The organism is Escherichia albertii NBRC 107761 = DSM 17582, assembly GCF_000759775.1.
In the GTDB taxonomy this organism is placed as follows: Bacteria; Pseudomonadota; Gammaproteobacteria; order Enterobacterales; family Enterobacteriaceae; genus Escherichia; species Escherichia albertii.
Map to the genome: position 1 here is coordinate 1 of NZ_BBMY01000005.1, position 26,180 is coordinate 26,180.

Here is a 26,180-nt window from a genome sequence, read left to right on the forward strand (position 1 = left end):
TGCCAGCGTCGCATCAGGCATCCGCGCATAACCGCCGGATGCGGCGTAAACGCCTTATCCGGCCTACCGTTCTGGCACAGGTTTGTAGGCATGATAAGACGCGCCAGCGTCGCATCAGGCATCGCATTATTTATTCTTCAATTGCGTCACCACCAACTGGTGGCGCGAGTTATAAAACTTACGATAGGTTAAATAGCAGGCAATAATGGTCGACAGGCTGGCGGTGGAGAGCAGCATAAAGGTCACCATAATCTGATATTTAATCGCCTTTACCGGATCAATCCCGGCAAATATCAGCCCCGACATCATTCCCGGCAAACTCACCAAACCAACAGTCTTTGCTGAATCGACAGTCGGAATTAATGCCGCACAGATACTGTCACGAATCAATATTGCAGACGCCTGTTTCGGCGTCGCGCCCAGGCTCAATTTTTCCTGAATCTGTTGTTGCTCGCTGATAAAGCGCTGACCGAGATTGTTATAACACAGCCCGACCGCCACCATCGCGTTACCGGCTATCATCCCGGCGATTGGGATCACCTGCATCGGAATAAACTCAATCGACCCCGAGAGAATCAGCACCGCCAGGGTAATTCCCGCCCCTACCGTAATGGCAATAAACGATGAGATAAAAGCTTTAGCAATATATTTACTGCGTTTTTGCGCATTCCATGCCGCATTAAAGCAGATAAATAACACCATCAATAATGTCAGACTGGCATCATCAACACTGAATATATATTTCAGTACATAGCCAACAATAATCAGTTGAATAATTGCCCGCCCGACGCTCCAGAGAATATCTTTCTCCAGCGCCAGTTTTTCTTTATGGCTAATTAAAATCGCCACCACCACCAGCATTAATGCCAGTGCCAATGATTCATTAGTAATATTATGCGAGTTCATAGCGTGCTTCCTGCATTTCTCCGGCATGCGGTTGCAGCGTAATCACCTTATCCGCATGATTAATTTCGTCTTTATCGTGAGTCACCCACAATACGGCGATATTTTTCTCACGAACATAGTGATGAATCATCTCATTCACATTGCGTTTGTTGTTTTCATCCAGCGCACTGGTAATTTCATCCAGCAATAATACCTTTGGCAGAAACTGGAGGTTACGAATCAACGAGATACGCTGTTTTTCACCACCAGAAAGTTCAGCGATATTTTTCTGTAAAATCGTATCCGGCAGCGCAAAGCGTTCGAGAAAATCGAGAAAAATAGCCGGGTCAGGCTGTTGATTACGGATCTGCCAGGGAAAGATCAGGTTATCGTATACCGTGTCGCCAAACAGCGCAGGGGTCTGTGCACAATAAGAAACGTGCTGGCGGTACACTTCCGGCTTCAGGGTCGTGATATCTTCCCCTTCGAACAAAATCGTTCCCTCGCCGGGACTGATTAACGACGCGACAATTTTCAGCAACGTACTTTTTCCACATCCCGAAGGGCCGGTAATTAACTTAAATTCACCAGCACGCAATAAAAAACTGATGTTGTTGAGAATTTTCGTATCACCGGCCAGATATCCTACGTTTTGTAGCTGAAGCAAAGGAGTATTTTCCTGCATCGCTCATCCCTTTTTCTCATTTTTAATAGAAACAGTTTATCCTCCGCAGGAATAAGGGGGAACTCTCTTTCAGTAATCGGGTATAATTTGTTTAATCAAGCAGCAATTTTGCTCATTATGGACGGTACAACAGGAGGTTTTTCCGATGCTTATCTTTATCCCGATTCTTATTTTTGCCGCGCTGGTGATTGTCGGCGCAGGCGTCAAAATCGTGCCGCAGGGCTATCAGTGGACGGTAGAACGTTTTGGCCGCTATACCAAAACATTACAGCCGGGGCTGAGTCTGGTGGTGCCGTTTATGGATCGCATTGGCCGCAAGATCAATATGATGGAGCAAGTGCTCGACATTCCATCCCAGGAAGTCATCTCGAAAGATAACGCCAACGTCACTATCGACGCGGTCTGTTTTATTCAGGTGATTGATGCTCCGCGCGCCGCTTATGAGGTCAGTAATCTGGAACTGGCAATCATCAACCTGACCATGACCAACATCCGTACCGTTCTGGGTTCGATGGAGCTGGACGAAATGCTCTCCCAGCGCGACAGCATTAACTCGCGTCTGCTGCATATTGTTGATGAAGCCACTAACCCGTGGGGGATAAAAGTCACCCGTATCGAAATCCGTGATGTACGCCCGCCCGCAGAGCTTATCTCTTCAATGAACGCGCAGATGAAAGCGGAACGAACCAAACGTGCTTACATCCTTGAAGCAGAAGGGATTCGTCAGGCGGAAATCCTCAAAGCGGAAGGTGAAAAACAGTCACAGATCCTGAAAGCGGAAGGTGAACGACAGTCGGCATTTTTACAGGCTGAAGCGCGTGAACGTTCCGCCGAAGCAGAAGCCCGCGCCACCAAAATGGTATCGGAAGCCATCGCCTCTGGTGATATTCAGGCGGTGAACTACTTTGTGGCGCAGAAATATACCGAAGCGTTGCAGCAGATCGGTTCCTCCAGCAACAGCAAAGTGGTGATGATGCCATTAGAGGCCAGCAGCCTGATGGGGTCGATTGCCGGGATTGCCGAACTGGTGAAAGACAGCGCCAATAAACGGACTAAACCATGATTGAGTTAATGGTCGTTCATCCGCATATTTTCTGGCTGAGCCTCGGCGGTTTGCTGCTGGCTGCCGAGATGCTGGGCGGTAACGGTTATTTGTTGTGGAGCGGCGTGGCGGCGGTCATTACCGGCCTGGTGGTCTGGCTGCTACCGCTGGGTTGGGAGTGGCAAGGGGCGATGTTTGCCATTCTGACGTTGCTCGCCGCCTGGCTGTGGTGGAAGTGGTTGTCGCGGCGAGTACGCGAGCAAAAGCACAGCGATAGTCATTTAAACCAGCGCGGGCAACAATTGATCGGTAGACGATTTGTGCTGGAATCGCCGTTAGTCAACGGGCGCGGTCATATGCGCGTCGGCGACAGCTCATGGCCAGTCAGCGCCAGCGAGGATTTAGCCGCGGGTACGCATGTTGAGGTGATTGCGATTGAAGGGATAACGCTGATCATCCGAGCGGTCATCGCCTGATGCGTCTTATCACACCTGGAAATCTGTACCAAACCGTAGGCCGGATAAGGCGCTCGCACCGCATCCGGCATGTTGCCCTCTATTTTCGGCTAAGGAATGGCTATGTTTCCCCTCTTTCGAAAACCTGAAGTCCGTCTGCTAAAACAAACTCCTGCTGGCGTCATTTTTTCGGTGAGATCTGGAAAAGGATTTCTTCGACGGTGTGTGATCCACAAACCGCACTCTTACGGTCTTATTCATTCACTCTGCTGGCAAGATGTCCCATTGATACGTTTCTGGTCCGAGACTGGCTGCCCCACCTGCGCGGAATTTGTCTACAGCGGTTTTGCGGATGATGAGCAGGGTGCCGCACAGTTTTTATCTGCCCTCGAAAACTGGAATCGCCCGTGGTCTGGCATGGCGGACGCTTTTGCCGCGCTGACGCCGCTGTTCTCATGCCTGGCTGATGGCTATTATCTGCTGGAGGATCGTGAGCTTTACCCGACGGATGGCAATGGGCATTTCTTTTGGGCGGCAACGGACCATAGTTCCAGTAACCCGGCAACCGTTGCCGTCTGGGATCCTGAATATGGCTATTTCAGTGATACTGCTCCCTGTTTTCTTCTTCCCGGTCAGCCGCCATCACATTTTAATCCAGAGCGGGCGACGTTTTATCGTGATAAACCGGATGCCCGCGCTCTGGCCTGGTATCTTACTGATTCCTATCTCTGCGTTCTGCTCGACGGGCACCATAAAGCCACTGCCGCCGCGCTGGAAGGGCGACCACTGAAAACGCTGGTTATCAGCACTGCGACCCGTTTTAATGATGAGCAGCAAACCCTGGTATTTCCGGGCGGGGAATTTCTGCACAAAACAGAGCTGCAATACCGCATACCAAAACTCACAGCGTGGAAAACATTGCCGCTCAGCGCATGGGAGATTCTCGGCCCTGATAAGCACATCCACACATACCAAAACTGGCCCGAAGAACTGGAGCAAAGTGTCAGTCGTTACCCTTCACTGGATCAAGCCTGGCAAATTGTTGAGGCCGGGAATTTGAGCGAGACTCGTATTAAGCGCATGCTCCAACAAGGTCTGGAGGGGGATGAAAAGGCTGATGTAATTTTGCAGGCGCTGTTTTTCACACACTCGCCGCTTTTTGTTGACTTTGCCCGATTCGTTATCAGCCATCCGGCATACGCCATTTATCGCGCCCTCGCCTTCCGGTTGATGGCGCAACACCGAACGCCGCAAGCCGATGCTTTTTTTCTCGATTTCGCCATCAACGATGACGGCGAACGCCCGGAACTGACGAAAATAATGGATGACTATTTCCGTAAGCCTTAATCACCCCGCCTTATGATGACAACAGCCGGAGAGATTTTCGATAATCGGGCAGGCGGCGCTGTCATCGCCGGGGCAGGCATTCGCCAGCGTCAGAAGCTTATTGCGCATAGATTGCAGTTCTTCGATATGTCGCTCGATCTCCGCCACTTTTTCCAGCGTACGCCGTTTCACGTCAGCACTATGGCGCTGCGGGTCGTTAAACAGATTAACCAGTTCACCGCTCTCTTCCAGGTTAAACCCCACCTGCCGCGCCTGGCGCAGTAAAGTCAGTTCGTTGAGGTGCTGCTGCGTGTAAGTGCGATAACCGTTTTCACCACGCAGCGGCGGTGTGACCAGCCCTTTCTCTTCATAGAAACGAATCGCTTTAGCAGTCAGTCCCGTTTTTTTCGCCACATCGCTAATGTTCATCGTTCGCGCAACGCCTCCTGTAATTTGTTGGGCGATCTAAATAGATAATTCAGCATGATATTGCTGAATTAGTCTGACACTACTCGCGGGGTACGACAAGTTTCGGATTTAAAATGCTGTACCAAAGCAGGAGAGAATTCTCGAAAGCGCAGTACCGTTACACGCTGCGCACAGAAAGGGTTATGCCGTTTTATTCCGTTTCATTACCATTGCCACAATAAAACTTAGTAATAGTGTGCCAATAATCCACATCAACGCACTGCTGCCCTGGGACCACAAGCTGTAAATAAAACCAATGATGACCAGTAGCATGACCAGCATACCAATGACGAGGATCGACAACGAAGCGTGGATGTCATGTCGCAAGCGAATCGCCACCACAAATACTGCGAGGTAGCAGATCAAAAAGGTGGCGCTGGCGACGCTGGCCAGCGAACCTAAATTAAGCGCTGCCGTCATCAGCATGATCAATGCCACAACAATGATGTTGCCCCAGGTGCTCTGCCGCCACAGGGATTTATTCAACACTTTCGGCAACTCGCGCTCGCTGCCCATGTTGTCCATGATATTGAACACGGCAAACAAATTGGCGTTAATCGCTGATGCTGTCGCCAGTAACGCGCCGATAACGACAATCACGTAGCCGATATGCCCGAGCAACGGTGAAGCGGCTTGCGCCACCGCTGTATCAGCATATTTTTCTAACTCTAATGCTGAAACGTCGTTAAGCAGCACAAGAGCCAGGGCGATATAGAGCAGAGAGGTAATGCCAATCGCCACCAGAAATGCCCGCGGCATAATAACCGCCGGATCATTCACTTTATCCGCTGCATTCGCCATCATGCCAAAGCCCGCATAGGCGAGGAAGGTAATGCCGATACAGGAGAAGAACGCGCCGGAGCTGGGTGCCGGAGAGAGTGAAATGTGCGCCGGTTGTAGCGACCAGACGCCCGCAACAATTAGCAGCAACAGAATCATCATTTTAATGGCGACGAGAATCACTTCCAGTCGCCCTACCGCATGATTGCTTAAGGAGTTGAACAGGGTCATTAGCGCAATAATCGCCAACGCATACAGCAAAACAAGATGCTCATCCTGGCTGCCTTCATGCAAAAACTGCACAGCATAAGCGCCAAATGCGCGCGCGACCATCGCAATACTGACTGCCAGCGTCATCAGGTAAAGTAACGATAGCGCCAACGAAAAAATGCCGTTGCCTAACCCCCGGCGAAAAAAGTCGATGATTCCGCCATTACTTGGGTAATGGGCGCCAAGACGCGCATAAGCATAGCCAGAAAACATCGCCACAATACCGCCGAAGGCAAACGCAACCCATGTCGACGTTTCCATTAATAACGCTGCCTGCCCCAGCAGCGCAAAAATCCCTGCCCCCACCATCGCCCCGATACCAATGGAAACCACGTTCCATAGACCAAGAGGTTTGCTATCGTTACTCCCTTCCATGCTCATTATGATCAGCCCTTAAACACGTTATAGCCGAGTTGTTTAGCGACCGATGCCACCATTTTTTGTCCGCGTACGCTGTTGCCCTCTTCATCCAGCGGTGGTGAGAACGCGGCAATCCCCATCACACCAGGAACTACCGCCAGAATGCCGCCACCAACGCCGCTTTTTCCAGGCAAACCAACGCGATACGCCCAGTCGCCGGAGCGACCATACAGCCCTTCCATCATCATTTCGGCCAGGATGTACGGCACATTGTCAGCCTGAAGAACGCGTTTTTTGCTTATCGGGTTCACGCCGCCCGCCGCCAGCGTTGCGCCAAGCGTCGCCAGCTCAACAGTATTGATGAGCGTGGAGCACTGACGGGTGTAGATGTCACAGGCTTCCATCGCATCGCAATAGAGATATCCGGCGGAGTAAAGCAGCCAGGCAATCGCACGGTTGTGAAAGTTGGTCGTCTGCTCTGACTGATTTACTTCGTCAGAGAGCGTTATCTGACTGCTGGCAAGTTGTTGCTGAATAGTCAAAATTCGCTGCCAGCGCTGCTCGGCATTATCAGCTTTGATCAGGCTGGTCGTGGCGATTGCCCCTGCATTGACCAGCGGCGACAACGGTTTGCCGCCATGCAGTTCCAGGGCAATAACTGAGTTAAAGGGAAGCCCGGTGGGATCAGCGCCAACTTTGTCCTGCACCGCCTGTGGACCGACATCTTCCAGCGCCAGGGCTAAGGTACAGACTTTGGAAATGGACTCCAGCGCGAAACGGTAATCGCTGTTACCTGCGCAATAGACATCGCCCTCACAGGTGACAATAGCCACTCCCGTCAGTTGGCTGGGAACATTTGCCAGGAAGGGGATGTAGTCTGCGTTTTGCCCGCCGCCAAACGTGTGATACAGGGTGTATGCCTGATCCACTGCCTGCTGTAGTTTTTTTGCATCTGACATCTTTCGCTAACTCCTTTTTATAGATGCGGGAGGTTATTTCTCACCCCGATGCCGATTTCAAGGCATCATGATTTAACTTAGCATCAACACCCTAACTACAGGAAAATAAAGAATTAAATATCTAATCATGATGCAAATTGAGCCAATTTTTTAATTCTTGCCAACATATTATTTCATTGAGAAATAATTTCTTGACCTTCCCCTTGCTGGAAGGTTTACCCTTTATCACGGTCAGTAAAAACTGTCTAAAAGGAGTGAACTATGTCTCAAACTATCGACCTGACGCTGGACGGCCTGTCTTGCGGTCACTGCGTTAAACGCGTGAAAGAAAGTCTCGAACAACGCCCGGACGTTGAGCAGGCTGATGTGTCAATCACTGAAGCGCACGTTACCGGCACGGCCAGCGCCGAACAACTTATCGAAACCATCAAGCAAGCGGGTTATGACGCATCTGTAAGCCACCCAAAGGCTAAACCGCTGGCGGAGTCATCAATCCCGTCGGAAGCACTGGCAGCGGTTTCTGATGAGCTTCCGGCAGCGACCGCCGAGGATGATAGTCAGCAGTTGCTGCTGAGCGGCATGAGCTGCGCCAGCTGTGTCACCCGAGTGCAAAACGCACTGCAAAGCGTACCGGGCGTCACCCAGGCACGGGTAAACCTGGCGGAGCGCACTGCGCTGGTGATGGGCAGCGCCTCCCCACAAGATTTGGTTCAGGCGGTTGAGAAAGCAGGCTACGGCGCGGAAGCAATTGAAGATGATGCCAAACGCCGCGAACGTCAGCAGGAGACCGCCATCGCGACAATGAAGCGTTTCCGCTGGCAGGCTATCGTTGCCCTGGCGGTGGGTATCCCGGTGATGGTCTGGGGAATGATCGGCGATAATATGATGGTCACCGCCGACAACCGCAGTCTGTGGCTGGTTATCGGCCTGATAACCCTGGCGGTAATGGTTCTCGCGGGCGGCCATTTTTATCGTAGCGCGTGGAAAAGCTTGCTGAACGGCACGGCGACGATGGATACGCTGGTGGCGCTGGGGACCGGGGTCGCGTGGCTCTATTCGATGAGCGTCAACCTGTGGCCGCAGTGGTTCCCGATGGAGGCGCGGCATCTTTATTACGAAGCCAGCACGATGATTATTGGTCTGATTAACCTCGGCCATATGCTGGAAGCGCGCGCGCGTCAGCGCTCATCAAAAGCGCTGGAAAAATTACTCGATTTAACTCCGCCGACAGCACGCCTGGTTACTGATGACGGTGAAAAGAACGTACCGCTGGTGGAAGTGCAGCCGGGTATGCTACTGCGCCTGACGACGGGTGATCGTGTGCCGGTAGACGGCGAGATCACTCAGGGTGAAGCATGGCTGGATGAAGCCATGCTGACGGGCGAACCTATCCCACTGCAAAAAAGCGAAGGCGATAGCGTTCACGCCGGGACGGTAGTACAGGACGGCAGCGTGCTGTTTCGCGCCAGCGCAGTCGGCAGCCATACCACTCTGGCACGCATAATTCGCATGGTGCGCCAGGCCCAAAGTAGTAAACCGGAAATCGGTCAACTGGCGGATAAAATTTCTGCCGTGTTTGTACCAGTGGTCGTGTTGATTGCGCTAATCAGCGCGGCGATCTGGTACTTCTTCGGCCCGGCGCCGCAGATTGTCTATACCCTGGTTGTCGCCACGACGGTATTGATCATCGCTTGTCCGTGTGCGTTGGGGTTGGCAACGCCGATGTCAATTATTTCCGGCGTTGGCCGTGCGGCGGAGTTTGGCGTGCTGGTGCGTGATGCCGACGCACTGCAACGCGCCAGTACGCTGGATACTGTCGTGTTCGATAAAACCGGGACGCTGACTGAAGGGAAACCGCAGGTTGTTGCGGTGAAAACTTTCGCCGGTTTTGACGAAACGCAGGCGCTACGTCTGGCGGCAGCGCTGGAGCAAGGTTCCAGCCATCCGCTGGCGCGAGCGATCCTCGATAAAGCGAGCGACATGACATTGCCGCAGGTCAACGGTTTCCGCACATTGCGCGGCCTGGGTGTGAGCGGCGAAGCTGAAGGCCATACGCTGCTACTGGGTAATCAGGCGCTGTTAAATGACCAGCAAGTGGACACCAAAGCGATTGAAGCTGATATTTCTGCCCAGGCGTCGCAAGGCGCAACCCCCGTGTTGCTGGCTGTCGACGGTCAAGCGGTAGCCCTGTTAGCAGTGCGCGATCCCTTGCGTAGCGACAGCGTGGCGGCGCTGCAACGTCTGCATAAAGCGGGATATCGTCTGGTGATGTTAACCGGGGATAACCCAACCACCGCCAATGCTATCGCCAAAGAAGCCGGTATTGATGAAGTGATTGCCGGTGTATTGCCGGACGGTAAAGCCGAAGCGATTAAACGTCTGCAAAGTCAGGGACGTCAGGTGGCGATGGTGGGCGATGGCATTAACGACGCGCCAGCGCTGGCCCAGGCGGATGTTGGTATTGCGATGGGCGGCGGTAGCGATGTTGCCATTGAGACTGCGGCGATAACCCTGATGCGTCATAGCCTGATGGGTGTTGCGGATGCGTTAGCCATTTCCCGCGCAACGCTGCGCAATATGAAGCAGAACCTGCTCGGCGCGTTTATCTATAACAGCATTGGCATTCCGGTCGCTGCCGGTATTTTGTGGCCGTTCACCGGAACGCTGCTTAACCCGGTGGTTGCCGGCGCGGCAATGGCGCTCTCGTCGATTACCGTAGTGAGTAACGCCAACCGATTGCTGCGGTTTAAACCGAAGGAATAAGTCGGTCATTGCGGATGCGCTGCTTTAGAGTGGCGCATCTGGCATCGCCGCACGACTGCCGGATGCGGCGTAAACGCCTTATCCGGCCTACGGTTCGGGCACAGCTGATAAGGCGCGTCGGCGTTGCATCAGGCAATGGTGCTCTTTCGTTTCAAAGCAATAGCAATTTTTCGACAACATTTAAGCGACCACTGAACAAGTCCCTAACTCCATTTGCGCCCTCCCTCCCTGCGCGCTAGCATGATATTTCACAAAGGGAGGTCGTATGGATCTGTTGTACCGGGTAAAAACACTGTGGGCCGCGCTGCGTGGTAATCATTACTCCTGGCCTGCCATCGATATCTCTCTTCCCGGCAATCGCCATTTTCATCTGATTGGCAGTATTCATATGGGTAGCCGCGATATGGCTCCACTGCCTCCTCGCCTGCTTAAAAAGCTGAAAAATGCTGATGCGTTAATTGTTGAGGCGGATGTCTCCACCTGCGATACACCGTTTGCCAATTTGCCTGCCTGCGAGGCGCTGGAAGAGCGCATCAGCGAAACGCAACTGCAAAGCCTGCATCACATTAGCCAGGAAATGGGCATTTCTCCGTCGCTATTTTCTACCCAACCGCTGTGGCAAATTGCGATGGTTCTCCAGGCGACTCAGGCGCAAAAATTAGGGTTACGGGCTGAATATGGCATTGATTACCAACTATTACAGGCAGCGAAGCAGGAACATAAACCTGTAATAGAGCTGGAAGGAGCAGAAAGCCAGATTGCGCTATTGCTCCAGTTACCCGATCAAGGGCTGGCGTTGCTGGACGATACCCTGACTCACTGGCATACCAACGCGCGTCTGCTGCAACAAATGATGAGCTGGTGGCTGAATGCGCCGCCGCAAAATCATGAAATAACGCTGCCCAATACTTTCAGCCAGTCACTGTACGACGTATTGATGCACCAGCGAAATCTCGCCTGGCGGGATAAATTACGCACCATGCCACCGGGGCGCTATATGGTCGCGGTTGGTGCGCTACATCTGTATGGAGAAGGGAATTTGCCGCAAATGCTGCGCTAAAAAAATGGCCAATATCGCTATTGGCCCGTCAAAGAGGAATTTCATATTTTTATTATTATGCCGTCATTTTAAGCGACGGTGTAAGTCGATTGTCGCTCAATCTCTCCATCCTGCCAATACTCTTAGACAAGATGGCACTTTTTTTTGGGCCGCAATCCGGCGTATGCTTGCTCCGTTTTTTGTTTGAGGCAGGAAAATTACGATGACACCCGCTGTTAAATTACTCGAAAAAAACAAGATTTCTTTTCAGATTCATACCTACGAACACGATCCGGCGGAAACCAATTTTGGCGATGAAGTGGTCAAAAAATTAGGTTTGAATTCGGATCAAGTCTACAAAACACTGCTGGTCGCGGTGAATGGCGATATGAAACACCTGGCCGTCGCAGTAACGCCGGTCGCAGGTCAACTGGACCTTAAAAAGGTCGCAAAGGCGTTGGGCGCCAAAAAAGTGGAAATGGCCGATCCGATGGTGGCGCAACGTTCGACGGGATATCTGGTTGGAGGAATTAGCCCGTTGGGGCAGAAAAAACGCCTGCCTACGTTGATTGATGCCCCCGCACAAGAGTTTGCCACCATTTATGTCTCTGGTGGCAAACGAGGACTGGATATTGAGCTGGCGGCAAGCGATCTGGCAAAGATTCTGGATGCTAAGTTTGCAGATATTGCACGCCGTGATTAAGTGCTTTGCCGGATGAAAACATCCGGCACTTGCACATTACTGCCAGCTTACCTCGCCTTTCGGCTCGTAGGCATTGACATCCAGCGGCGAGTTTTTCTGGATATACGCTTTCAGCACTTCCGCATCAATAAAACCGGTATTCACATAACCGGGTTTGTTATCAAGACGCGGATAACCATCACCGCCGGAGGCACCGAAGTTTAACGTCGCCATACGGTAAGTTTTCGCCGGATCGACGGGTTCACCTTTGATTTTCAGATCGTTAAGTTTACCGTCTTTCGCCACAAAGCTAACATTGGCAAACTGCGGATAGGCACCGGAGTCGGGCTTCATCTGCGCGACGGCAGTCAGGTAATCAATCACCTCTTTACCCGTCATATCGGCATACACCACTATATTGCCGAACGGCTGCACTTTCAGCACACTTTTATAGCTGATATCGCCCGCATCAATGGAGTCGCGAATCCCGCCGCCGTTCATCACGGCAAAGTCTGCTCCGGTGCGATCCATTTGTGCTGCCAGAATTAACCGCCCCATATTGGTCTGCACAAAACGGACCTTATCACGGTCACCTTCCAGACGGCCATTGACTTCGCCAATCTTCACCTCAAGTTGCGCTTTACCTTTACTCTGGAACGGCGACAGCAGTGAAATCATTTGCTGGTTCTCAGCGATTTCTGGGGTATAAAGCACGCGTTCGCTTTTTCCGTCTTCCCAGGTCACTTTCTTCTTCAGGTTTACCGGAATTAGCTGGTAATTGACCATTTTCATTTCGCCATTGCGAAACTCAAAATCGGCCCGGCCAACATACTTGCCCCATTCGTGCGCCTGTACAATCCAGATGCCGTTTTGTTGATCCGGTTTACATGGCGTACCTGGAACGTAATCCACCTGCTTTTTATTTTCCGCCGCCATACAGACGGGATCTTGCGAATGTCCGCCAACAATCATTGCCAGCGATCCAGCGGGCAAGCTACGCGCCATCTCCACATCACCTGGCGCGTTAGAACCATGATCGCCATTATCGTAATGCCCCATATGGGTCGCAGCGATAATAATGTCTGGCTTTTCTGTCTGTTGCAGCTCCTGAATCACCAGTCTGGCTTCGTCGGCAGGTTTGCGAAACTCAATATCCGAGAGATATGCCTGATTGCCGATTTTTGCCGTGTCATCGGTTGTCAGCCCAATAACAGCTATTTTCAGATCCTGACGTTTAAACAGCGCCCAGGGTTTAAACAGGCGCTCGCCAGTGCTTTTTTGATAGATATTGGCGGAAAGCAGTGGAAACTTCGCCCACTTTTCCTGCTGGCGTAATACGGTGAGCGGGTTATCAAATTCATGATTGCCGATCGCCATCGCATCATAACCCACCAGATTCATACCGCGAAAATCGGGTTCGGCATCCTGTAAATCGGATTCCGGCACACCAGTATTAATATCGCCGCCGGAAAGTAACAGCACACTGCCGCCTTCAGCCGCAACCTCTTTGCGGATCCCATCCACCAGCGTTTTTTGCGCCGCCAGGCCATATTCACCATATTCGTTACGCCAGAAGTGACCATGATGGTCGTTGGTGTGCAGAATAGTAATTTTATAAGTTTTATCCTGCTCATAAGCTTGAGCACTTCCACTCGCCAGTGTCAATGTGGTCAATAGAGCTAATGCCACGCTCTGTTGCAACAATTTCATTCTTATCTCCCTGACCAGATATCAACGTTTGAAATGAGTATGACGCGATATAATAGACAAATCTGTATTCGGTGGTGATAAATTCGAAAATAGAATGCCGTTTCTGTTTTCAAAATTGAGACTTCCTTCAAGCTATGCATACAGGTATGTTAGTCGGGTAATAATTACAACTCAGATTATTCTTTACATCGCAACCCTGAAAAAGTGACTTTCCTATGGCAATGAGTGAACAAACCCAGCCTGCGTCGGCCGTCAAACCTCGCACGTCGTTTGGCATTTTGGGGGCTATCAGCCTCTCGCATCTTCTGAACGATATGATCCAATCGCTGATTCTGGCGATTTATCCGCTGCTCCAGTCAGAGTTTTCTCTGACGTTTATGCAGATAGGGATGATTACTCTCACCTTCCAGCTTGCATCATCGCTATTGCAACCAGTGGTCGGCTACTGGACCGATAAATATCCGATGCCGTGGTCGTTGCCAATTGGCATGTGCTTCACCTTAAGCGGGCTGGTACTGCTGGCGTTGGCAGGTAGTTTTGCTACTGTTTTGCTCGCCGCGGCGCTGGTCGGTACCGGTTCGTCAGTCTTTCACCCGGAATCTTCCCGCGTGGCGCGTATGGCCTCCGGTGGGCGTCATGGTCTGGCGCAATCAATCTTCCAGGTAGGCGGAAACTTTGGCAGTTCGTTGGGGCCATTGCTGGCAGCGGTGATCATCGCACCTTATGGCAAAGGCAACGTGGCATGGTTTGTGCTGGCAGCGCTACTGGCTATTGTAGTGTTGGCGCAAATCAGCCGCTGGTACTCCGCACAACATCGGATGAGTAAAGGAAAACCAAAAGCAGCAATAAGCAATCCACTGCCGCGTAATAAGGTCGTACTGGCTGTTTGCGTACTGCTGGTACTGATTTTCTCGAAATATTTCTATATGGCGAGCATCAGTAGCTATTACACCTTTTATCTGATGCAAAAGTTTGGATTATCTATCCAGAACGCCCAGCTTCATCTGTTTGCCTTTCTATTTGCCGTTGCAGCAGGAACCGTGATTGGCGGGCCTGTAGGCGATAAGATTGGTAGAAAATATGTCATTTGGGGCTCTATCCTCGGCGTAGCGCCGTTTACTTTGGTTTTACCTTACGCCAGCCTGCACTGGACGGGAATTTTAACGGTAATAATTGGATTTATCCTCGCATCGGCATTTTCCGCCATCCTGGTCTACGCCCAGGAACTGCTTCCGGGACGTATCGGTATGGTTTCCGGGCTGTTTTTCGGTTTTGCCTTTGGCATGGGAGGGCTTGGCGCCGCAGTCCTGGGGCTTATTGCCGACCACACCAGTATTGAATTAGTTTATAAAATATGTGCTTTCCTGCCACTTCTTGGGATGTTGACCATATTCTTACCTGATAACCGACATAAAGCCTGATTTTCTTGCGGTCAGAGGTTAACTTTGACCGCATCTCTTTCCTGTCACCATAAGCCTTTCCTCTTCATACACCTCATCCCTTTTTCGATCCGTGTCTTTTTTTGCGGTTAATTCCATTTTTCTGCAAAATTCAAGAATTATTCATAAACATCAACAATGAAATTGTCATAAACTATCATCTGTAATTTTGGTTTTCCCGGCCAAAAATGGACAACAATCACCAGGAAAAGGAGACGGAATGCATCACGCCACCCCGCTTATTACCACCATTGTTGGCGGCCTTGTGCTCGCCTTTATCCTCGGCATGCTGGCCAATAAACTGCGTATTTCTCCTCTGGTGGGATATCTGTTAGCGGGCGTGCTGGCAGGACCCTTTACTCCGGGCTTTGTTGCCGATACTAAACTGGCACCTGAACTGGCGGAGCTGGGCGTCATTTTGCTGATGTTCGGCGTTGGTCTGCATTTTTCACTCAAGGATTTGATGGCGGTAAAGTCCATCGCCATTCCCGGCGCCATCGCCCAGATAGCGGTGGCGACGTTGCTGGGTATGGCGCTCTCCAGCGTGCTGGGCTGGTCACTGATGACCGGTATCGTGTTCGGTTTGTGTCTTTCTACCGCCAGTACCGTGGTGTTACTGCGCGCACTTGAAGAACGGCAATTAATAGATAGCCAGCGAGGACAAATCGCCATTGGCTGGTTGATTGTAGAAGACCTAGTGATGGTCCTGACGCTGGTATTGCTACCAGCGGTAGCCGGAATGATGGAACAAGGCGATGTGGGCTTTGCTACGCTGGCGGTCGATATGGGGATTACCATCGGCAAGGTAGTCGCATTTATCGCCATTATGATGCTGGTAGGTCGCCGCTTGGTGCCGTGGATCATGGCGCGTAGCGCGGCAACCGGCTCACGCGAGCTGTTTACCCTGTCAGTGCTGGCGCTGGCATTAGGGATTGCTTTTGGCGCGGTAGAGTTGTTTGACGTCTCCTTTGCGCTCGGTGCGTTCTTTGCCGGGATGGTGTTGAACGAGTCTGAACTGAGCCACCGTGCCGCCCACGATACGCTGCCGTTGCGTGATGCATTTGCGGTGTTGTTCTTTGTCTCCGTCGGCATGTTGTTTGATCCGTTAATTCTTATTCAGCAACCGCTGGCCGTGCTGGCAACACTGGCCATTATTTTATTTGGTAAGTCAGTGGCGGCGTTTTTCCTCGTCCGGTTATTTGGTCACTCTCAGCGTACGGCATTAACCATTGCCGCCAGTCTGGCGCAAATTGGTGAGTTCGCCTTTATTCTGGCGGGACTGGGGATGGCGCTGAATCTGCTGCCGCAATCCGGGCAAAACCTAGTGCTGGCAGGCGCAATTTTGTCGATTATGCTCAACCCGGTACTGTTTGCTTTGCTGGAGAAATATCTGGCGAAGACTGAAACGCTGGAAGAACAGACTCTGGAAGAAGCTATCGAAGAAGAGAAACAAATTCCGGTGGATATTTGCAACCACGCACTGCTGGTCGGCTACGGTCGGGTGGGCAGTCTGCTGGGAGAAAAATTGCTCGCGTCTGATATTCCACTGGTGGTGATTGAAACGTCACGCACCCGCGTCGATGAATTGCGTGAGCGCGGCGTTCGCGCCGTATTAGGTAACGCAGCGAACGAAGAGATCATGCACCTGGCGCATCTGGAATGCGCGAAATGGCTGATTCTGACCATTCCAAACGGTTACGAAGCGGGCGAGATTGTGGCCTCTGCCCGCGCGAAAAACCCGGATATTGAGATTATTGCCCGCGCCCATTATGACGATGAAGTGGCGTATATTACCGAACGTGGGGCGAATCAGGTAGTAATGGGTGAGCGAGAAATTGCCCGTACGATGCTGGAGCTGCTGGAAACGCCCCCGGCGGGTGAAGTGGTAACGGGGTAATACATTGATATCATTGCCGGATGCGATGCTCGCGCATCTTATCCGGCCTACGGGTGCGATTTGGTTGCATCCAACAACTTAACGATCCCAGTAAGATTCTTCCAGGCTGTCTTCACGCTCCGGCAGCCCACGCGTTAAGCGTGGCGAATGCTGGTTAAGCACCTGATAACTGACGCGGTTGGCATATTTACACACCTGCGCTAACGACGAGTATGTCAGCCAGGTGAATTTATGCTTACTGGAGTTTGGTACGTTGCTACGGTGATAACTGTTGGCGGTAATGTCATGCAACAGCGCCGCCAGAGCCCCGTCTCCGGCCCCGTTGGTGTTCATGATTTTTTCTGGTCCGCCCATATACGGCGCAATATGAGAGTAGACGCGCAGCGGATTCTGGCAATCTTTATGGCGCATGGCGCGGCTAAACTCATACTGGTTAAATTCCGCGATAGCGCCCGGCAGCAGCGGATGCTGGGTTTTGCGTTTTGCTTCGTCTTCCGTAAAGCCCGCCATATATAAGCCAATTGGCCCAGCGGTGCACAGTACCAGATCCACCCAGTCCAGCGCCTTGTCAGAGGCCAGCAGCGGATCGCTCTCTCCAGTCAATGCTTCGGCTTCATCTTCGTTCATCGCGAGGATGGAAACGTGTTCTTTGAGGAACTCCTGCCACCACTGTGGATTCTCAGCGATGACGAATTTAGTTCCCAACGTCAGCACCACCGGTACGTTATATTTCTTCGCGTACTCAATGGCTTTCATGGTCGCTTCCGGCATCGGTTCACCCGGTTTACAGCGCACCAGATAGGACGTTAATACCAGCGCCGACGCTCCGGCAATGACATCTTCAGGAATGCTCTCCGCCCGCAACTGGTTCATATGTCCTGGGCTGATAGCAAAGGTACGCTCGCCCGATTCACCAATCAGCGTAAAACAGCGACCAATCGGCCCATCCACACCTTGTAAATAGTTAAGGTCAGTACGGCTGGACGTGTTGCACAGGTAACGATAGGCATAGCTACCAATTTCAATATTGCTGCACATTACGCCCAGCAATACGGAGCGGTCATCCGCCAGCACGGAGTAGTTGTGCATGGTGTTACCAATAGTGCCGCCCGCAAACTGATGGGTAATCAGGTTTTTCTGTTTCAGCTCCTGATAAAGCGCTTCGGCTACATCATCTTCAATTACCAGTGAATGCCCGGCACTTAATCCATAACGCTCAATGAATTCATCATCCACTTTCGCTTCAATATCCACCAGCGTCTGGTCGATACCTACGACCCAGGCAGCGCTGGTTTCTTTTTCTGGCTGGAATTGCTGAAGCAGCGGATCGCGTGCGTTTACAGGGAAGTAATGTTTGGATTTACGTTTACCGGGAAATTTCATGATTATTTTTAAGGGTGGTTAACTGAGCGGCGAATATTAACACAATCATGCCTGAGCGCGCGAGGCACGGGCAGTTTCAATATCAGCAGACGGGATCGCATTTTCATGGCAGTGGTTCCTTACAATGGCGTCATTTGAAAGGAGTTTTTCAATGAAGACGGAAAACAAATTTCCCGTGCTGGAACTGATATCTGCCGAAATGAAGGCCGTTGTTAATACGATTCAGCCAGATTTACCGCCCTGGCCCGCAACGGGAACGATTGCCGAGCAACGTCAACATTACACGCTTGAGCGGCGATTCTGGAATGCCGACGCTCCAGAAATGGAAACCAGAGCTTACGCGGTTCCGACAAAATATGGTCGGGTGGAGACGCTGTTATTTTGTCCGAACCCGAATAGCCCGGCGACGCTGTTTTATCTTCATGGTGGCGGGTTTATTCTCGGCAACCTCGATACCCACAATCGCATTATGCGGCTGCTGGCAAACTATACCCAATGTACGGTAATTGGTGTTGATTATACCCTTTCGCCAGAAGCACGTTTTCCGCAGGCGATAGAGGAAATTGTGGCCGCCTGTTGCCATTTCCACCAGCAGGCGGACGATTATCAAATCAATATGTCACGCATTGGCTTTGCCGGTGATTCTGCTGGCGCGATGCTGGCGCTCGCCAGCGCTTTGTGGCTGCGTGATAAGCAGATCGATTGCGGTAAGATTGCTGGTGTTTTACTGTGGTATGGACTTTATGGGTTGCAGGATTCCGTGACCCGTCGCCTGTTGGGCGGTGACTGTGGATGGCTTAACGCAACAGGATTTGCAGATGTATGAAGAAGCGTATTTAAGCAACAAAGCAGACCGTGAGTCGCCGTATTACTGCCTGTTTAACAATGATCTCACACGTGATGTGCCGCCCTGCTATATCGCTGGCGCAGAGTTCGATCCGCTGCTGGATGACAGCCGCCTGCTTTACCAGACGTTAGCGGCGCACCAGCAACCTTGTGAGTTCAAGCTCTACTCCGGTACGCTGCACGCCTTTTTGCATTATTCACGGATGATGAAAACCGCCGACGAGGCTCTGCGCGACGGTGCTCGATTCTTTAGCGATAAGCTGCAACAAGATTAGCCATCATTTCGATATGTTCCGGTGTGGCATTAAGCGCCGGAATATATTCGTATTTTTTTCCGCCAGCACCGAGGAAGACCTCACGGTTTTGCTCAGCAATCTCTTCCAGTGTTTCCAGACAATCCGCAGCAAATCCGGGGCACATTATCTGAATATGGCTTACGCCTTTTTCTCCGAGCATTTTCAGCGTTTCGTCGGTATAAGGCATCAGCCAGGGTTCGCGTCCGAAACGCGACTGGAACGTCATCATCACTTTTTCCGGCGCCAGCCCCAGTGCAGAAGCGAGTTCACGAGTTGTTATGCGGCAACGTTGCGGGTAATCATCGCCTTCATCCGCATAACGCTGTGGAATTCCATGATAGGAGAGCAGCAGCAGATCCGGCTCGCCATGTTTAGCGAAAGAGGCGCGAACGCTATTTGCTAAGGCATTAATATAATCGGGGTTATCAGCATAATCGCGAATAAACGAAATCCCCGGAATGCTACGCTTGCGCGCCAGAATGCGTGCCAGTTCATCCCACACTGCGCCAACCGTTGAGCAGGAATATTGCGGGTAGAGCGGCAGCACCACAATATGATCAACATGTTCTGCCAGCAGTTCGTCAACGGCACTTTCCAGCGATGGCGAACCATAGCTCATGCCCAGCGCCACCGGCATTTCCGGTAAACGTTCTGCCAGCGCCTGTTGTTGCTGGCGACTGTAAACCATCAGCGGCGAACCATCTTCCATCCAGACAGAGGCATACAGTTTTGCTACGCGTGGCGAGCGCAGCGGTAAAATCACGCCACGCAGTAATGGCCACCACAACAGCCGTGAGGTATCAACCACGCGTCTGTCGCTTAAAAATTGCTTCAGGTAGCGTTTTACCGCTTCAGGAGTGGGGGCATCGGGCGTGCCCAGATTTACCAGCAGGATACCGGTTTTAGTTTGACGCATTACCGCCTCTTATCGATTCAACTTGTTGATAATTGTAGCGGAAAAGTGAAGAAGAAGAACTAATTGCTGTAAGAGGTATTGCCTGAGGAGAATGAGCAGACCTGCCCGAGAGCAGATCTGCTGCGACTTGATTAGCCGAGAATTTTTTCCAGCGCTGCGCGAACTTCAGCAACCGGTTTGGTGCCATCAACTTTCGCGTATTTGGTGTTGCCTGCTTCCGCTTCTTTAGAGTAGTAGCCGATCAGCGGCGCCGTCATCTGATGGTATTCGACCAGACGTTTACGTACAGTTTCTTCCTGATCGTCTTTACGGGTAGTCAGGTCTTCACCAGTAACGTCGTCTTTGCCTTCTACTTTCGGCGGATTGAATTTAACGTGATAAACACGGCCAGATGGCGCGTGAACGCGGCGACCAACAATACGATCAACAATCAGTTCGTCCGGTACGTCGAACTCCAGAACGTAATCAACATTGATGCCCGCTTCTTTCATCGCGTCAGCCTGCGGAATAGTACGCGGGAAGCCGTCAAGCAGGAAACCGTTACGGCAGTCTTCCTGAGCAATACGTTCTTTAACCAGCGCGATCACCAGTTCATCGGTAACCAGTTTGCCAGCGTCCATAATGTCTTTTGCTTGTTTACCCAGCTCGGAGCCAGATTTGACTGCGGCACGCAGCATATCACCTGTGGAGATTTGCGGAATACCATATTTCTCCATGATGAACTGAGCCTGAGTCCCTTTCCCCGCGCCCGGAGCGCCAAGCAGAATGATACGCATTGCGAAAATCCCCTTAAAATGTGTCGAATTTTTTGAAAAAGCGATAAACGATACCACCAACAGGCGATTGCCTCAAGGAAGGCTCCTGAGGCTGAAACGGTTAAAGGGGAGATAATTTGCGGAAAATGCAGATACTAAAAAGAAAAAATGCCGGATGACACGAAGGTCATCCGGCACCACATTTACCGATATACCGGATAGGATGTATCCGGCATTACATCAGGAAACCAGCAGCTGGTTCATACGGCGAATAAACTGGTTCGGATCTTCCAGCGTGCCGCGTTCTGCCAGCAGCGCCTGATCCAGCAGCAGTTCTACCCACTCGCTGAACTTCGCTTCATCTTCGGTATCTGCCGCGCGTTTCACCAGTACGTGATCCGGGTTCAGTTCGAAGATGTATTTCACTTCCGGCACTTTCTGGCCCGCTGCGGCAAACAGTTTCGCCATCTGAGTGCTCATTTCGTCCGCATCGGTAGAGACAATCGCTGGCGTATCGGTCAGACGGTGGGTCAGACGGACATCTTTCACACGCTCGCCGAGCAGGGCTTTCACACGGTCGATGAACGGAGTCAGTGCTTTCTCCGCTTCTTTCGCGCTCTCATCAACTTCGTCAGCCAGTTTTTCCAGCGACTCGTCAACTTTAGACACAGACTGGAACGGTTTACCGTCGAACTCAGTCAGATAGTTCATCATCCACTCATCGATGCGGTCGGAAAGCAGCAGAACTTCGATGCCTTTCTTACGCAGCAGTTCCAGGTGCGGGCTGCTCTTCGCTGCCGCATAGCTGTCTGCGGTGATGTAGTAGATTTTCTCCTGCCCTTCTTTCATGCGGGAAACGTAGTCTTCCAGAGATACGGTCTGCGCAGAAGAATCGGTATGGGTAGAAGCAAAACGCAGCAATTTGGCGATCGCTTCCTGGTTAGCGAAATCTTCCGCCGGACCTTCTTTCAGTACCAGGCCAAACTGTTGCCAGAAGGTCTGGTATTTTTCCGCGTCGTCTTTCGCCAGTTTTTCCAGCATTTGCAGCACACGCTTGGTCAGCGCATTGCGCAGGTTACGCGTTACCGTGCTGTCCTGGAGGATTTCACGGGAAACGTTCAGCGGCAGATCGCTGGAGTCAATCAGACCACGCACGAAGCGCAGATAGTTCGGCATGAACTGTTCTGCGTCGTCCATGATGAACACACGCTGGACGTACAGTTTCAGTCCGTGTTTATGATCGCGGTTCCACATATCCCACGGCGCCTGCGACGGAATGTACAGCAGGCTGGTGTACTCCTGCTTACCTTCAACACGGTTGTGGCTCCAGGTCAGCGGATCGTTAAAGTCGTGGGCGATGTGTTTGTAGAACTCTTTGTACTCTTCATCGGTGATTTCCGACTTGTTACGGGTCCACAGCGCCTGCGCTTTGTTGATTTTCTCCCAGGAGATAACGGTTTCGCCGTCTTTCTCTTCACGTTTTTCGATCTCTACCGGCAGCGCGATATGGTCGGAGTATTTGCTGATGATGGAGCGCACGCGCCAGTCATCGAGGAACTCGTCTTCGCCTTCACGCAGATGCAGGGTGATTTCAGTACCGCGATCGTCTTTGGTGATGTCGGCAACGGTGTATTCACCTTCACCCGCCGATTCCCAGAACACGCCGTTTTCTGGTTTTTCGCCTGCCGCACGGGTACGCACGGTTACCTTGTCGGCCACGATAAACGCGGAGTAGAAACCAACACCAAACTGACCGATCAGCTGGCTGTCTTTCGCCTGGTCAGAACCCAGGGATTCGAGGAATGATTTGGTGCCAGATTTCGCGATAGTCCCTAAATGGTCGATCACTTCGTCGCGGGTCATCCCCACGCCGTTATCGGAGATGGTCAGAGTGCGCTTGTCTTTATCGAAAGAGACGCGAACGCGCAGTTCGCCATCACCTTCGTACAGATCCGGGTTAGAGAGTGCGCGGAAACGTAACTTGTCCGCCGCATCGGAGGCGTTAGAGATAAGCTCACGCAGGAAAATTTCTTTATTGGAATAGAGAGAATGGATCATCAGGTGCAGAAGCTGTTTCACTTCTGACTGAAAACCACGAGTTTCTTGTCCTTTCATGTAGGTCTACCTCAACAATGCCATTTTTAAGGTTAAAAACAGGATGAGGGAGAGATGGGGACAAGGGAGAATAATTTCAAGCGAGAGCAGGTGATCCCGCTCTCGTTTGCTTAAAAACGAATCTTATGACGCCCGGCAAGGGAGTGCGACAGCGTAGTGCCATCGACCATTTCCAGTTCGCCGCCAACCGGTACGCCATGAGCGATTCGGCTGGCTTCAACGCCATATTGCGCACAAAGCTCGGCGATGTAGTTAGCGGTGGCTTCACCTTCGACCGTTGGGTTAGTCGCGAGGATCACTTCGGTGATCTTTTCCTCTGCCAGACGCTGTTCCAGGCGATCGAGGCCAATATCATCTGGACCGATGCCGTCCAGCGGCGACAGGTGTCCCATCAACACAAAATAACGGCCTGAAAACTGTCCAGTCTGCTCAATGGCGTAGATGTCCGCCGGACTCTCCACCACGCAGATTTGACCGTTTTCCTGACGACGCGGATTCGAACAGATGTTACAAACTTCCTGTTCAGTGAAGGTACGGCAATCGGCGCAGTGACCGATTTCCGACATCGCCCGGGTGAGCGCCTGCGCCAGGCGCATCCCGCCGCTACGATCGCGCTGGAGCAGCGTGAACGCCATACGCTGCGCCGACTTCGGGCCAACGCCCGGCAGACAGCGCAGTGCTTCCATAAGCTGTGTCAACAGCGGGCTGGTTTGCATCAGAACGGCATCTTAAAGCCTGGCGGCAACTGCATTCCAGAAGAAACAGACGCCATTTTTTCTTTCTGAGTTTCTTCGATGCGGCGTGCTGCATCGTTGAATGCGGCAGCAACCAGATCTTCCAGCATCTCTTTGTCGTCTTCCAGAAGGCTCGGGGCGATCTCTACGCGACGGCAGTTGTGAGCACCATTGATGGTCACTTTTACCAGACCTGCGCCAGATTCGCCGGTGACTTCCAGCTGCGCGATCTCTTCCTGCATTTTCTGCATTTTTTCTTGCATCTGCTGGGCTTGCTTCATCAGGTTGCCCAGACCGCCTTTACCAAACATAGGTTTCTCTCTCAATCACGTTAAGGATGACGATCGTAAGCCTGGCTTACGATCAAATGGGGCGGATACTTTCTTCATCCAGTTCCGCATCGAAGAATCGACGCAGAGTCTGGATATTATTATCCGCAATAATGGACTCGCGCGCCTGCGCAAGTTTTTCTTCGTATATCGCCTGACGCCATTCCAGCGGCGTGCGCACTGCGGGATTATCATCTTCAACGATAGTCAGTTCAACCGTTGCCCCCTTTAACGCACTCAACGCCTCGGTCAGTTTTTGCTGTGCGCCGCTGTTATTCAAATGCCGCTGGGAGGAACGTAAATGCAGGCACACCGCGTTGCCGTTCTCCTCTTTCCAGGCATTTAACGCCACCTGTTCGACCAGTTTTGGCAACGCAAGCTGACTCACCTGAGCTGCCCACGGGTCGCGCTCAATGGCTTCAGTCGCCAGCTTAGCCGCCAGTTCCGGCGTTTTTTCATGCTCCAGCGCTTTCTTCAGCGCCTTCGGCGTGGCGACCACTTCTTTCTGCTGCATCACTGGAGTAGTCGCTTTCCAGCGATACGCTTCTTTTTTGGCTGGCGCTTTTTCCAGCGCCGATGGCACTGGGCGCGCCTGAACGCGATCGGTGACCGAAGCCAGTCTTTCCAGCGCAGCGTTATTCACCGGCCGCGCGCGGGTAGCGGCTGCCGGTTCACTCTTTTTTGCTTTGGTTGCTCCCTGAGCGCGCTGCAATTGCTGGCGCGCCGCCAGCACCTGGCTGGTGGTTTCTGAGAGCGGTACCGTCGGCGCCTGCTGAGGTATAGATTGCGGTTGCGGCGGCATTTGCGTAGGTGTCATTACCGCCGTTGGCGCGACGGACTGACGCGGCGTTTCCGGTTCAGGCAACGGCATCCGTGGATGAAACGCCAGCGCGCGCAGCAGCGTCATTTCAACCCCCATGCGTCTGTCCGGCGCATACGGCAGTTCTTTGCGACCAATCAACAGCGTCTGATAGTAAAGCTGAATATCCGTCGGCGGTACGGTACGCGCCAGTTCACGCATTCGCAGTTCAATAGCCGCCATATCGTTGCCGAGCGCGGCAGGTGAAAGCTGCACCATCGCAATGCGGTGCAACAGACCGAGCATTTCCACCAGCAAAGCTTCCCACTCAATACCACGAGCGGCGGCGTCATTAATCAGCGCCATTACGCGCTCGCCGTTGGCCTCGACCATCGCTTCAACCAGCGATAACGCCTGATCGTCATCAAGCGTACCCAGCATCGCACTGACCGCCTGGGTTGAAACCTGGCCGTCACCGCTGGCAATCGCCTGATCGGTCAGACTTAACGCGTCTCGCAAACTGCCTTCAGCGGCACGTGCCAGCAGTTGCAGTGCACGCGGCTCGTGAGCAATATGCTCTTCGTTGAGGATGTGCTCAAGCTGATGACGAATTTGCTCGACATCCAGCGCCTTGAGATGAAATTGCAGACAGCGCGACAAAATCGTCACCGGTAATTTCTGCGGATCGGTCGTCGCCAGCAGGAACTTGACGTGCTCTGGTGGCTCTTCAAGGGTTTTTAGCAGTGCGTTAAAGCTGTGGCGCGACAGCATATGCACTTCGTCGATCAGATAAACTTTAAAACGACCACGTGCTGGTGCGTACTGAACGTTGTCCAGCAGGTCGCGGGTATCTTCGACTTTGGTACGCGAGGCAGCGTCGATCTCTATCAGATCGACAAAGCGCCCCTGCTCGATTTCACGGCAGTTATCGCACACACCGCACGGCGTTGCGGTAATGCCGGTTTCGCAATTTAGCCCCTTCGCCAGCAGTCGGGCGATAGAGGTTTTCCCGACGCCGCGAGTGCCGGAAAAAAGATAAGCATGATGAATACGCCCTAACGACAAGCCGTTCGCCAGTGCGGTCAGCACATGTTCCTGGCCGACGACGTCAGCAAAGGTTTGTGGGCGCCATTTTCGGGCTAAGACCTGATAACTCATTGGCAGGCTCTGAAACGCTGGAAGGTGGATTCACGAAGGGGTAATGCTAACACAGCCCCGCCAGAACGGCGAGGCTGAATGCACATCTT

The 26,180-nt window shown here is 52.2% G+C and carries 21 protein-coding genes, 1 pseudogene and 1 other annotated feature; of the genes and pseudogenes, 9 read left to right on the plus strand and 13 right to left on the minus strand.

Features of this window, described 5'->3' with window-relative positions; all coding sequences use genetic code 11:
* Nucleotides 1-126: 126 nt before the first annotated feature.
* A complete protein-coding gene (gene fetB / locus EA14781_RS01780; protein WP_002430243.1) occupies nucleotides 127-906 on the minus strand; it encodes an iron efflux ABC transporter permease subunit FetB in 780 nt (259 codons plus the stop codon).
* On the minus strand, nucleotides 893-1,570 hold the full coding sequence (gene fetA, locus EA14781_RS01785) for an iron efflux ABC transporter ATP-binding subunit FetA (protein WP_001157568.1): 678 nt from the start codon (nucleotides 1,568-1,570) through the stop codon (nucleotides 893-895). Before fetA ends, fetB begins: the two co-directional genes overlap by 14 nt.
* Before the next feature lie 145 nt (nucleotides 1,571-1,715).
* Between fetA and EA14781_RS01790 the strand changes: the two genes are divergently transcribed.
* The 3 genes from EA14781_RS01790 (at nucleotide 1,716) to EA14781_RS01800 (ending at nucleotide 4,414) form a co-directional block, all read left to right on the plus strand.
* Nucleotides 1,716-2,633, plus strand: coding sequence for an SPFH domain-containing protein (locus tag EA14781_RS01790; RefSeq protein ID WP_000904486.1), 918 nt, complete (start codon nucleotides 1,716-1,718; stop codon nucleotides 2,631-2,633).
* Entirely contained in the window at nucleotides 2,630-3,088 is a 459-nt protein-coding gene (locus EA14781_RS01795; RefSeq protein ID WP_000571577.1) for an NfeD family protein, read from the plus strand. The genes EA14781_RS01790 and EA14781_RS01795 overlap by 4 nt, the downstream gene beginning before the upstream one ends.
* A gap of 102 nt (nucleotides 3,089-3,190) precedes the next feature.
* Nucleotides 3,191-4,414, plus strand: coding sequence for a hypothetical protein (locus EA14781_RS01800; protein WP_000484199.1), 1,224 nt, complete (start codon nucleotides 3,191-3,193; stop codon nucleotides 4,412-4,414).
* On the opposite strand, the gene cueR is transcribed toward EA14781_RS01800, so the two are convergent.
* From cueR to glsA, 3 genes are all read right to left on the minus strand, one after another.
* Nucleotides 4,415-4,822: a Cu(I)-responsive transcriptional regulator gene (cueR, locus tag EA14781_RS01805; protein WP_001026756.1), complete on the minus strand. Its 408-nt coding sequence runs from the start codon at nucleotides 4,820-4,822 to the stop codon at nucleotides 4,415-4,417. It abuts the gene before it with no gap.
* A gap of 180 nt (nucleotides 4,823-5,002) precedes the next feature.
* Nucleotides 5,003-6,295 carry an APC family permease gene (locus EA14781_RS01810; protein ID WP_024164630.1) on the minus strand — a complete coding sequence of 431 codons (1,293 nt, stop codon included), beginning with the start codon at nucleotides 6,293-6,295 and terminating at the stop codon, nucleotides 5,003-5,005.
* Between the two features lie 2 nt (nucleotides 6,296-6,297).
* Nucleotides 6,298-7,230: a glutaminase A gene (glsA, locus tag EA14781_RS01815; protein ID WP_001278185.1), complete on the minus strand. Its 933-nt coding sequence runs from the start codon at nucleotides 7,228-7,230 to the stop codon at nucleotides 6,298-6,300.
* Nucleotides 7,231-7,491: 261 nt separating this feature from the next.
* Between glsA and copA the strand changes: the two genes are divergently transcribed.
* The 3 genes from copA (at nucleotide 7,492) to ybaK (ending at nucleotide 11,735) form a co-directional block, all read left to right on the plus strand.
* Nucleotides 7,492-9,993 carry a copper-exporting P-type ATPase CopA gene (gene copA, locus EA14781_RS01820; RefSeq protein ID WP_000083926.1) on the plus strand — a complete coding sequence of 834 codons (2,502 nt, stop codon included), beginning with the start codon at nucleotides 7,492-7,494 and terminating at the stop codon, nucleotides 9,991-9,993.
* Between the two features lie 265 nt (nucleotides 9,994-10,258).
* Nucleotides 10,259-11,053, plus strand: coding sequence for a TraB/GumN family protein (locus EA14781_RS01825; protein WP_000365129.1), 795 nt, complete (start codon nucleotides 10,259-10,261; stop codon nucleotides 11,051-11,053).
* Between the two features lie 202 nt (nucleotides 11,054-11,255).
* Nucleotides 11,256-11,735 carry a Cys-tRNA(Pro)/Cys-tRNA(Cys) deacylase YbaK gene (gene ybaK / locus EA14781_RS01830; protein WP_000186641.1) on the plus strand — a complete coding sequence of 160 codons (480 nt, stop codon included), beginning with the start codon at nucleotides 11,256-11,258 and terminating at the stop codon, nucleotides 11,733-11,735.
* 36 nt (nucleotides 11,736-11,771) lie between these two features.
* Here the strand turns inward: ybaK and ushA are convergent, their stop codons facing one another.
* On the minus strand, nucleotides 11,772-13,424 hold the full coding sequence (gene ushA / locus EA14781_RS01835; protein ID WP_000771714.1) for a bifunctional UDP-sugar hydrolase/5'-nucleotidase: 1,653 nt from the start codon (nucleotides 13,422-13,424) through the stop codon (nucleotides 11,772-11,774).
* Nucleotides 13,425-13,639: 215 nt separating this feature from the next.
* On the opposite strand from ushA, the gene fsr reads away from it, so the two are divergent.
* Together fsr and ybaL are read left to right on the plus strand one after the other, a co-directional pair.
* Nucleotides 13,640-14,845, plus strand: coding sequence for a fosmidomycin MFS transporter (gene fsr / locus EA14781_RS01840; RefSeq protein ID WP_001251624.1), 1,206 nt, complete (start codon nucleotides 13,640-13,642; stop codon nucleotides 14,843-14,845).
* Nucleotides 14,846-15,083: 238 nt separating this feature from the next.
* Complete coding sequence (ybaL, locus tag EA14781_RS01845) at nucleotides 15,084-16,760, plus strand: YbaL family putative K(+) efflux transporter (protein WP_000546259.1); 1,677 nt, start codon at nucleotides 15,084-15,086, stop codon at nucleotides 16,758-16,760.
* A 78-nt stretch (nucleotides 16,761-16,838) separates the two neighbouring features.
* Here the strand turns inward: ybaL and gsk are convergent, their stop codons facing one another.
* Nucleotides 16,839-18,143, minus strand: coding sequence for an inosine/guanosine kinase (gene gsk, locus EA14781_RS01850; protein WP_000671569.1), 1,305 nt, complete (start codon nucleotides 18,141-18,143; stop codon nucleotides 16,839-16,841).
* Nucleotides 18,144-18,294: 151 nt separating this feature from the next.
* On the opposite strand from gsk, the pseudogene aes reads away from it, so the two are divergent.
* Nucleotides 18,295-19,264 (plus strand): annotated as a pseudogene (gene aes, locus EA14781_RS01855) (acetyl esterase).
* On the opposite strand, the gene hemH reads toward aes, so the two are convergent.
* The 6 genes from hemH to dnaX all read right to left on the minus strand — a co-directional run bounded on the left by hemH (nucleotide 19,239) and on the right by dnaX (nucleotide 26,091).
* Nucleotides 19,239-20,201: a ferrochelatase gene (gene hemH / locus EA14781_RS01860; protein ID WP_001250133.1), complete on the minus strand. Its 963-nt coding sequence runs from the start codon at nucleotides 20,199-20,201 to the stop codon at nucleotides 19,239-19,241. The pseudogene aes and the gene hemH sit on opposite strands and share 26 nt — an antisense overlap.
* A 131-nt stretch (nucleotides 20,202-20,332) precedes the next feature.
* On the minus strand, nucleotides 20,333-20,977 hold the full coding sequence (adk, locus tag EA14781_RS01865) for an adenylate kinase (protein ID WP_002430246.1): 645 nt from the start codon (nucleotides 20,975-20,977) through the stop codon (nucleotides 20,333-20,335).
* Between the two features lie 219 nt (nucleotides 20,978-21,196).
* A complete protein-coding gene (htpG, locus tag EA14781_RS01870; RefSeq protein ID WP_000678186.1) occupies nucleotides 21,197-23,071 on the minus strand; it encodes a molecular chaperone HtpG in 1,875 nt (624 codons plus the stop codon).
* A 110-nt stretch (nucleotides 23,072-23,181) separates the two neighbouring features.
* Nucleotides 23,182-23,787, minus strand: coding sequence for a recombination mediator RecR (recR, locus tag EA14781_RS01875; RefSeq protein ID WP_001195026.1), 606 nt, complete (start codon nucleotides 23,785-23,787; stop codon nucleotides 23,182-23,184).
* The gene (locus tag EA14781_RS01880; RefSeq protein ID WP_001606241.1) at nucleotides 23,787-24,116 is read right to left on the minus strand and encodes a YbaB/EbfC family nucleoid-associated protein; all 330 of its coding nucleotides are present in this window, start codon (nucleotides 24,114-24,116) and stop codon (nucleotides 23,787-23,789) included. Before EA14781_RS01880 ends, recR begins: the two co-directional genes overlap by 1 nt.
* Before the next feature lie 52 nt (nucleotides 24,117-24,168).
* The gene (gene dnaX / locus EA14781_RS01885; RefSeq protein ID WP_000121989.1) at nucleotides 24,169-26,091 is read right to left on the minus strand and encodes a DNA polymerase III subunit gamma/tau; all 1,923 of its coding nucleotides are present in this window, start codon (nucleotides 26,089-26,091) and stop codon (nucleotides 24,169-24,171) included.
* Nucleotides 24,772-24,836, minus strand: a sequence feature (DnaX frameshifting element). Its footprint overlaps the gene before it by 65 nt.
* Nucleotides 26,092-26,180 lie beyond the last annotated feature (89 nt).

Excerpts from the sequence above, each read along its gene's own strand:
- recR (WP_001195026.1), bottom strand. The coding sequence starts at position 23,787 with ATGCAAACCAGCCCGCTGTTGACACAGCTTATGGAAGCACTGCGCTGT.
- ushA (WP_000771714.1), bottom strand. The coding sequence starts at position 13,424 with ATGAAATTGTTGCAACAGAGCGTGGCATTAGCTCTATTGACCACATTG.
- fsr (WP_001251624.1), top strand. The coding sequence starts at position 13,640 with ATGGCAATGAGTGAACAAACCCAGCCTGCGTCGGCCGTCAAACCTCGC.
- EA14781_RS01790 (WP_000904486.1), top strand. The coding sequence starts at position 1,716 with ATGCTTATCTTTATCCCGATTCTTATTTTTGCCGCGCTGGTGATTGTC.
- copA (WP_000083926.1), top strand. The coding sequence starts at position 7,492 with ATGTCTCAAACTATCGACCTGACGCTGGACGGCCTGTCTTGCGGTCAC.
- glsA (WP_001278185.1), bottom strand. The coding sequence starts at position 7,230 with ATGTCAGATGCAAAAAAACTACAGCAGGCAGTGGATCAGGCATACACC.
- EA14781_RS01795 (WP_000571577.1), top strand. The coding sequence starts at position 2,630 with ATGATTGAGTTAATGGTCGTTCATCCGCATATTTTCTGGCTGAGCCTC.
- fetA (WP_001157568.1), bottom strand. The coding sequence starts at position 1,570 with ATGCAGGAAAATACTCCTTTGCTTCAGCTACAAAACGTAGGATATCTG.
- EA14781_RS01825 (WP_000365129.1), top strand. The coding sequence starts at position 10,259 with ATGGATCTGTTGTACCGGGTAAAAACACTGTGGGCCGCGCTGCGTGGT.
- dnaX (WP_000121989.1), bottom strand. The coding sequence starts at position 26,091 with ATGAGTTATCAGGTCTTAGCCCGAAAATGGCGCCCACAAACCTTTGCT.
- ybaL (WP_000546259.1), top strand. The coding sequence starts at position 15,084 with ATGCATCACGCCACCCCGCTTATTACCACCATTGTTGGCGGCCTTGTG.
- EA14781_RS01880 (WP_001606241.1), bottom strand. The coding sequence starts at position 24,116 with ATGTTTGGTAAAGGCGGTCTGGGCAACCTGATGAAGCAAGCCCAGCAG.
- cueR (WP_001026756.1), bottom strand. The coding sequence starts at position 4,822 with ATGAACATTAGCGATGTGGCGAAAAAAACGGGACTGACTGCTAAAGCG.
- gsk (WP_000671569.1), bottom strand. The coding sequence starts at position 18,143 with ATGAAATTTCCCGGTAAACGTAAATCCAAACATTACTTCCCTGTAAAC.
- EA14781_RS01800 (WP_000484199.1), top strand. The coding sequence starts at position 3,191 with ATGTTTCCCCTCTTTCGAAAACCTGAAGTCCGTCTGCTAAAACAAACT.
- hemH (WP_001250133.1), bottom strand. The coding sequence starts at position 20,201 with ATGCGTCAAACTAAAACCGGTATCCTGCTGGTAAATCTGGGCACGCCC.
- ybaK (WP_000186641.1), top strand. The coding sequence starts at position 11,256 with ATGACACCCGCTGTTAAATTACTCGAAAAAAACAAGATTTCTTTTCAG.
- htpG (WP_000678186.1), bottom strand. The coding sequence starts at position 23,071 with ATGAAAGGACAAGAAACTCGTGGTTTTCAGTCAGAAGTGAAACAGCTT.
- adk (WP_002430246.1), bottom strand. The coding sequence starts at position 20,977 with ATGCGTATCATTCTGCTTGGCGCTCCGGGCGCGGGGAAAGGGACTCAG.
- fetB (WP_002430243.1), bottom strand. The coding sequence starts at position 906 with ATGAACTCGCATAATATTACTAATGAATCATTGGCACTGGCATTAATG.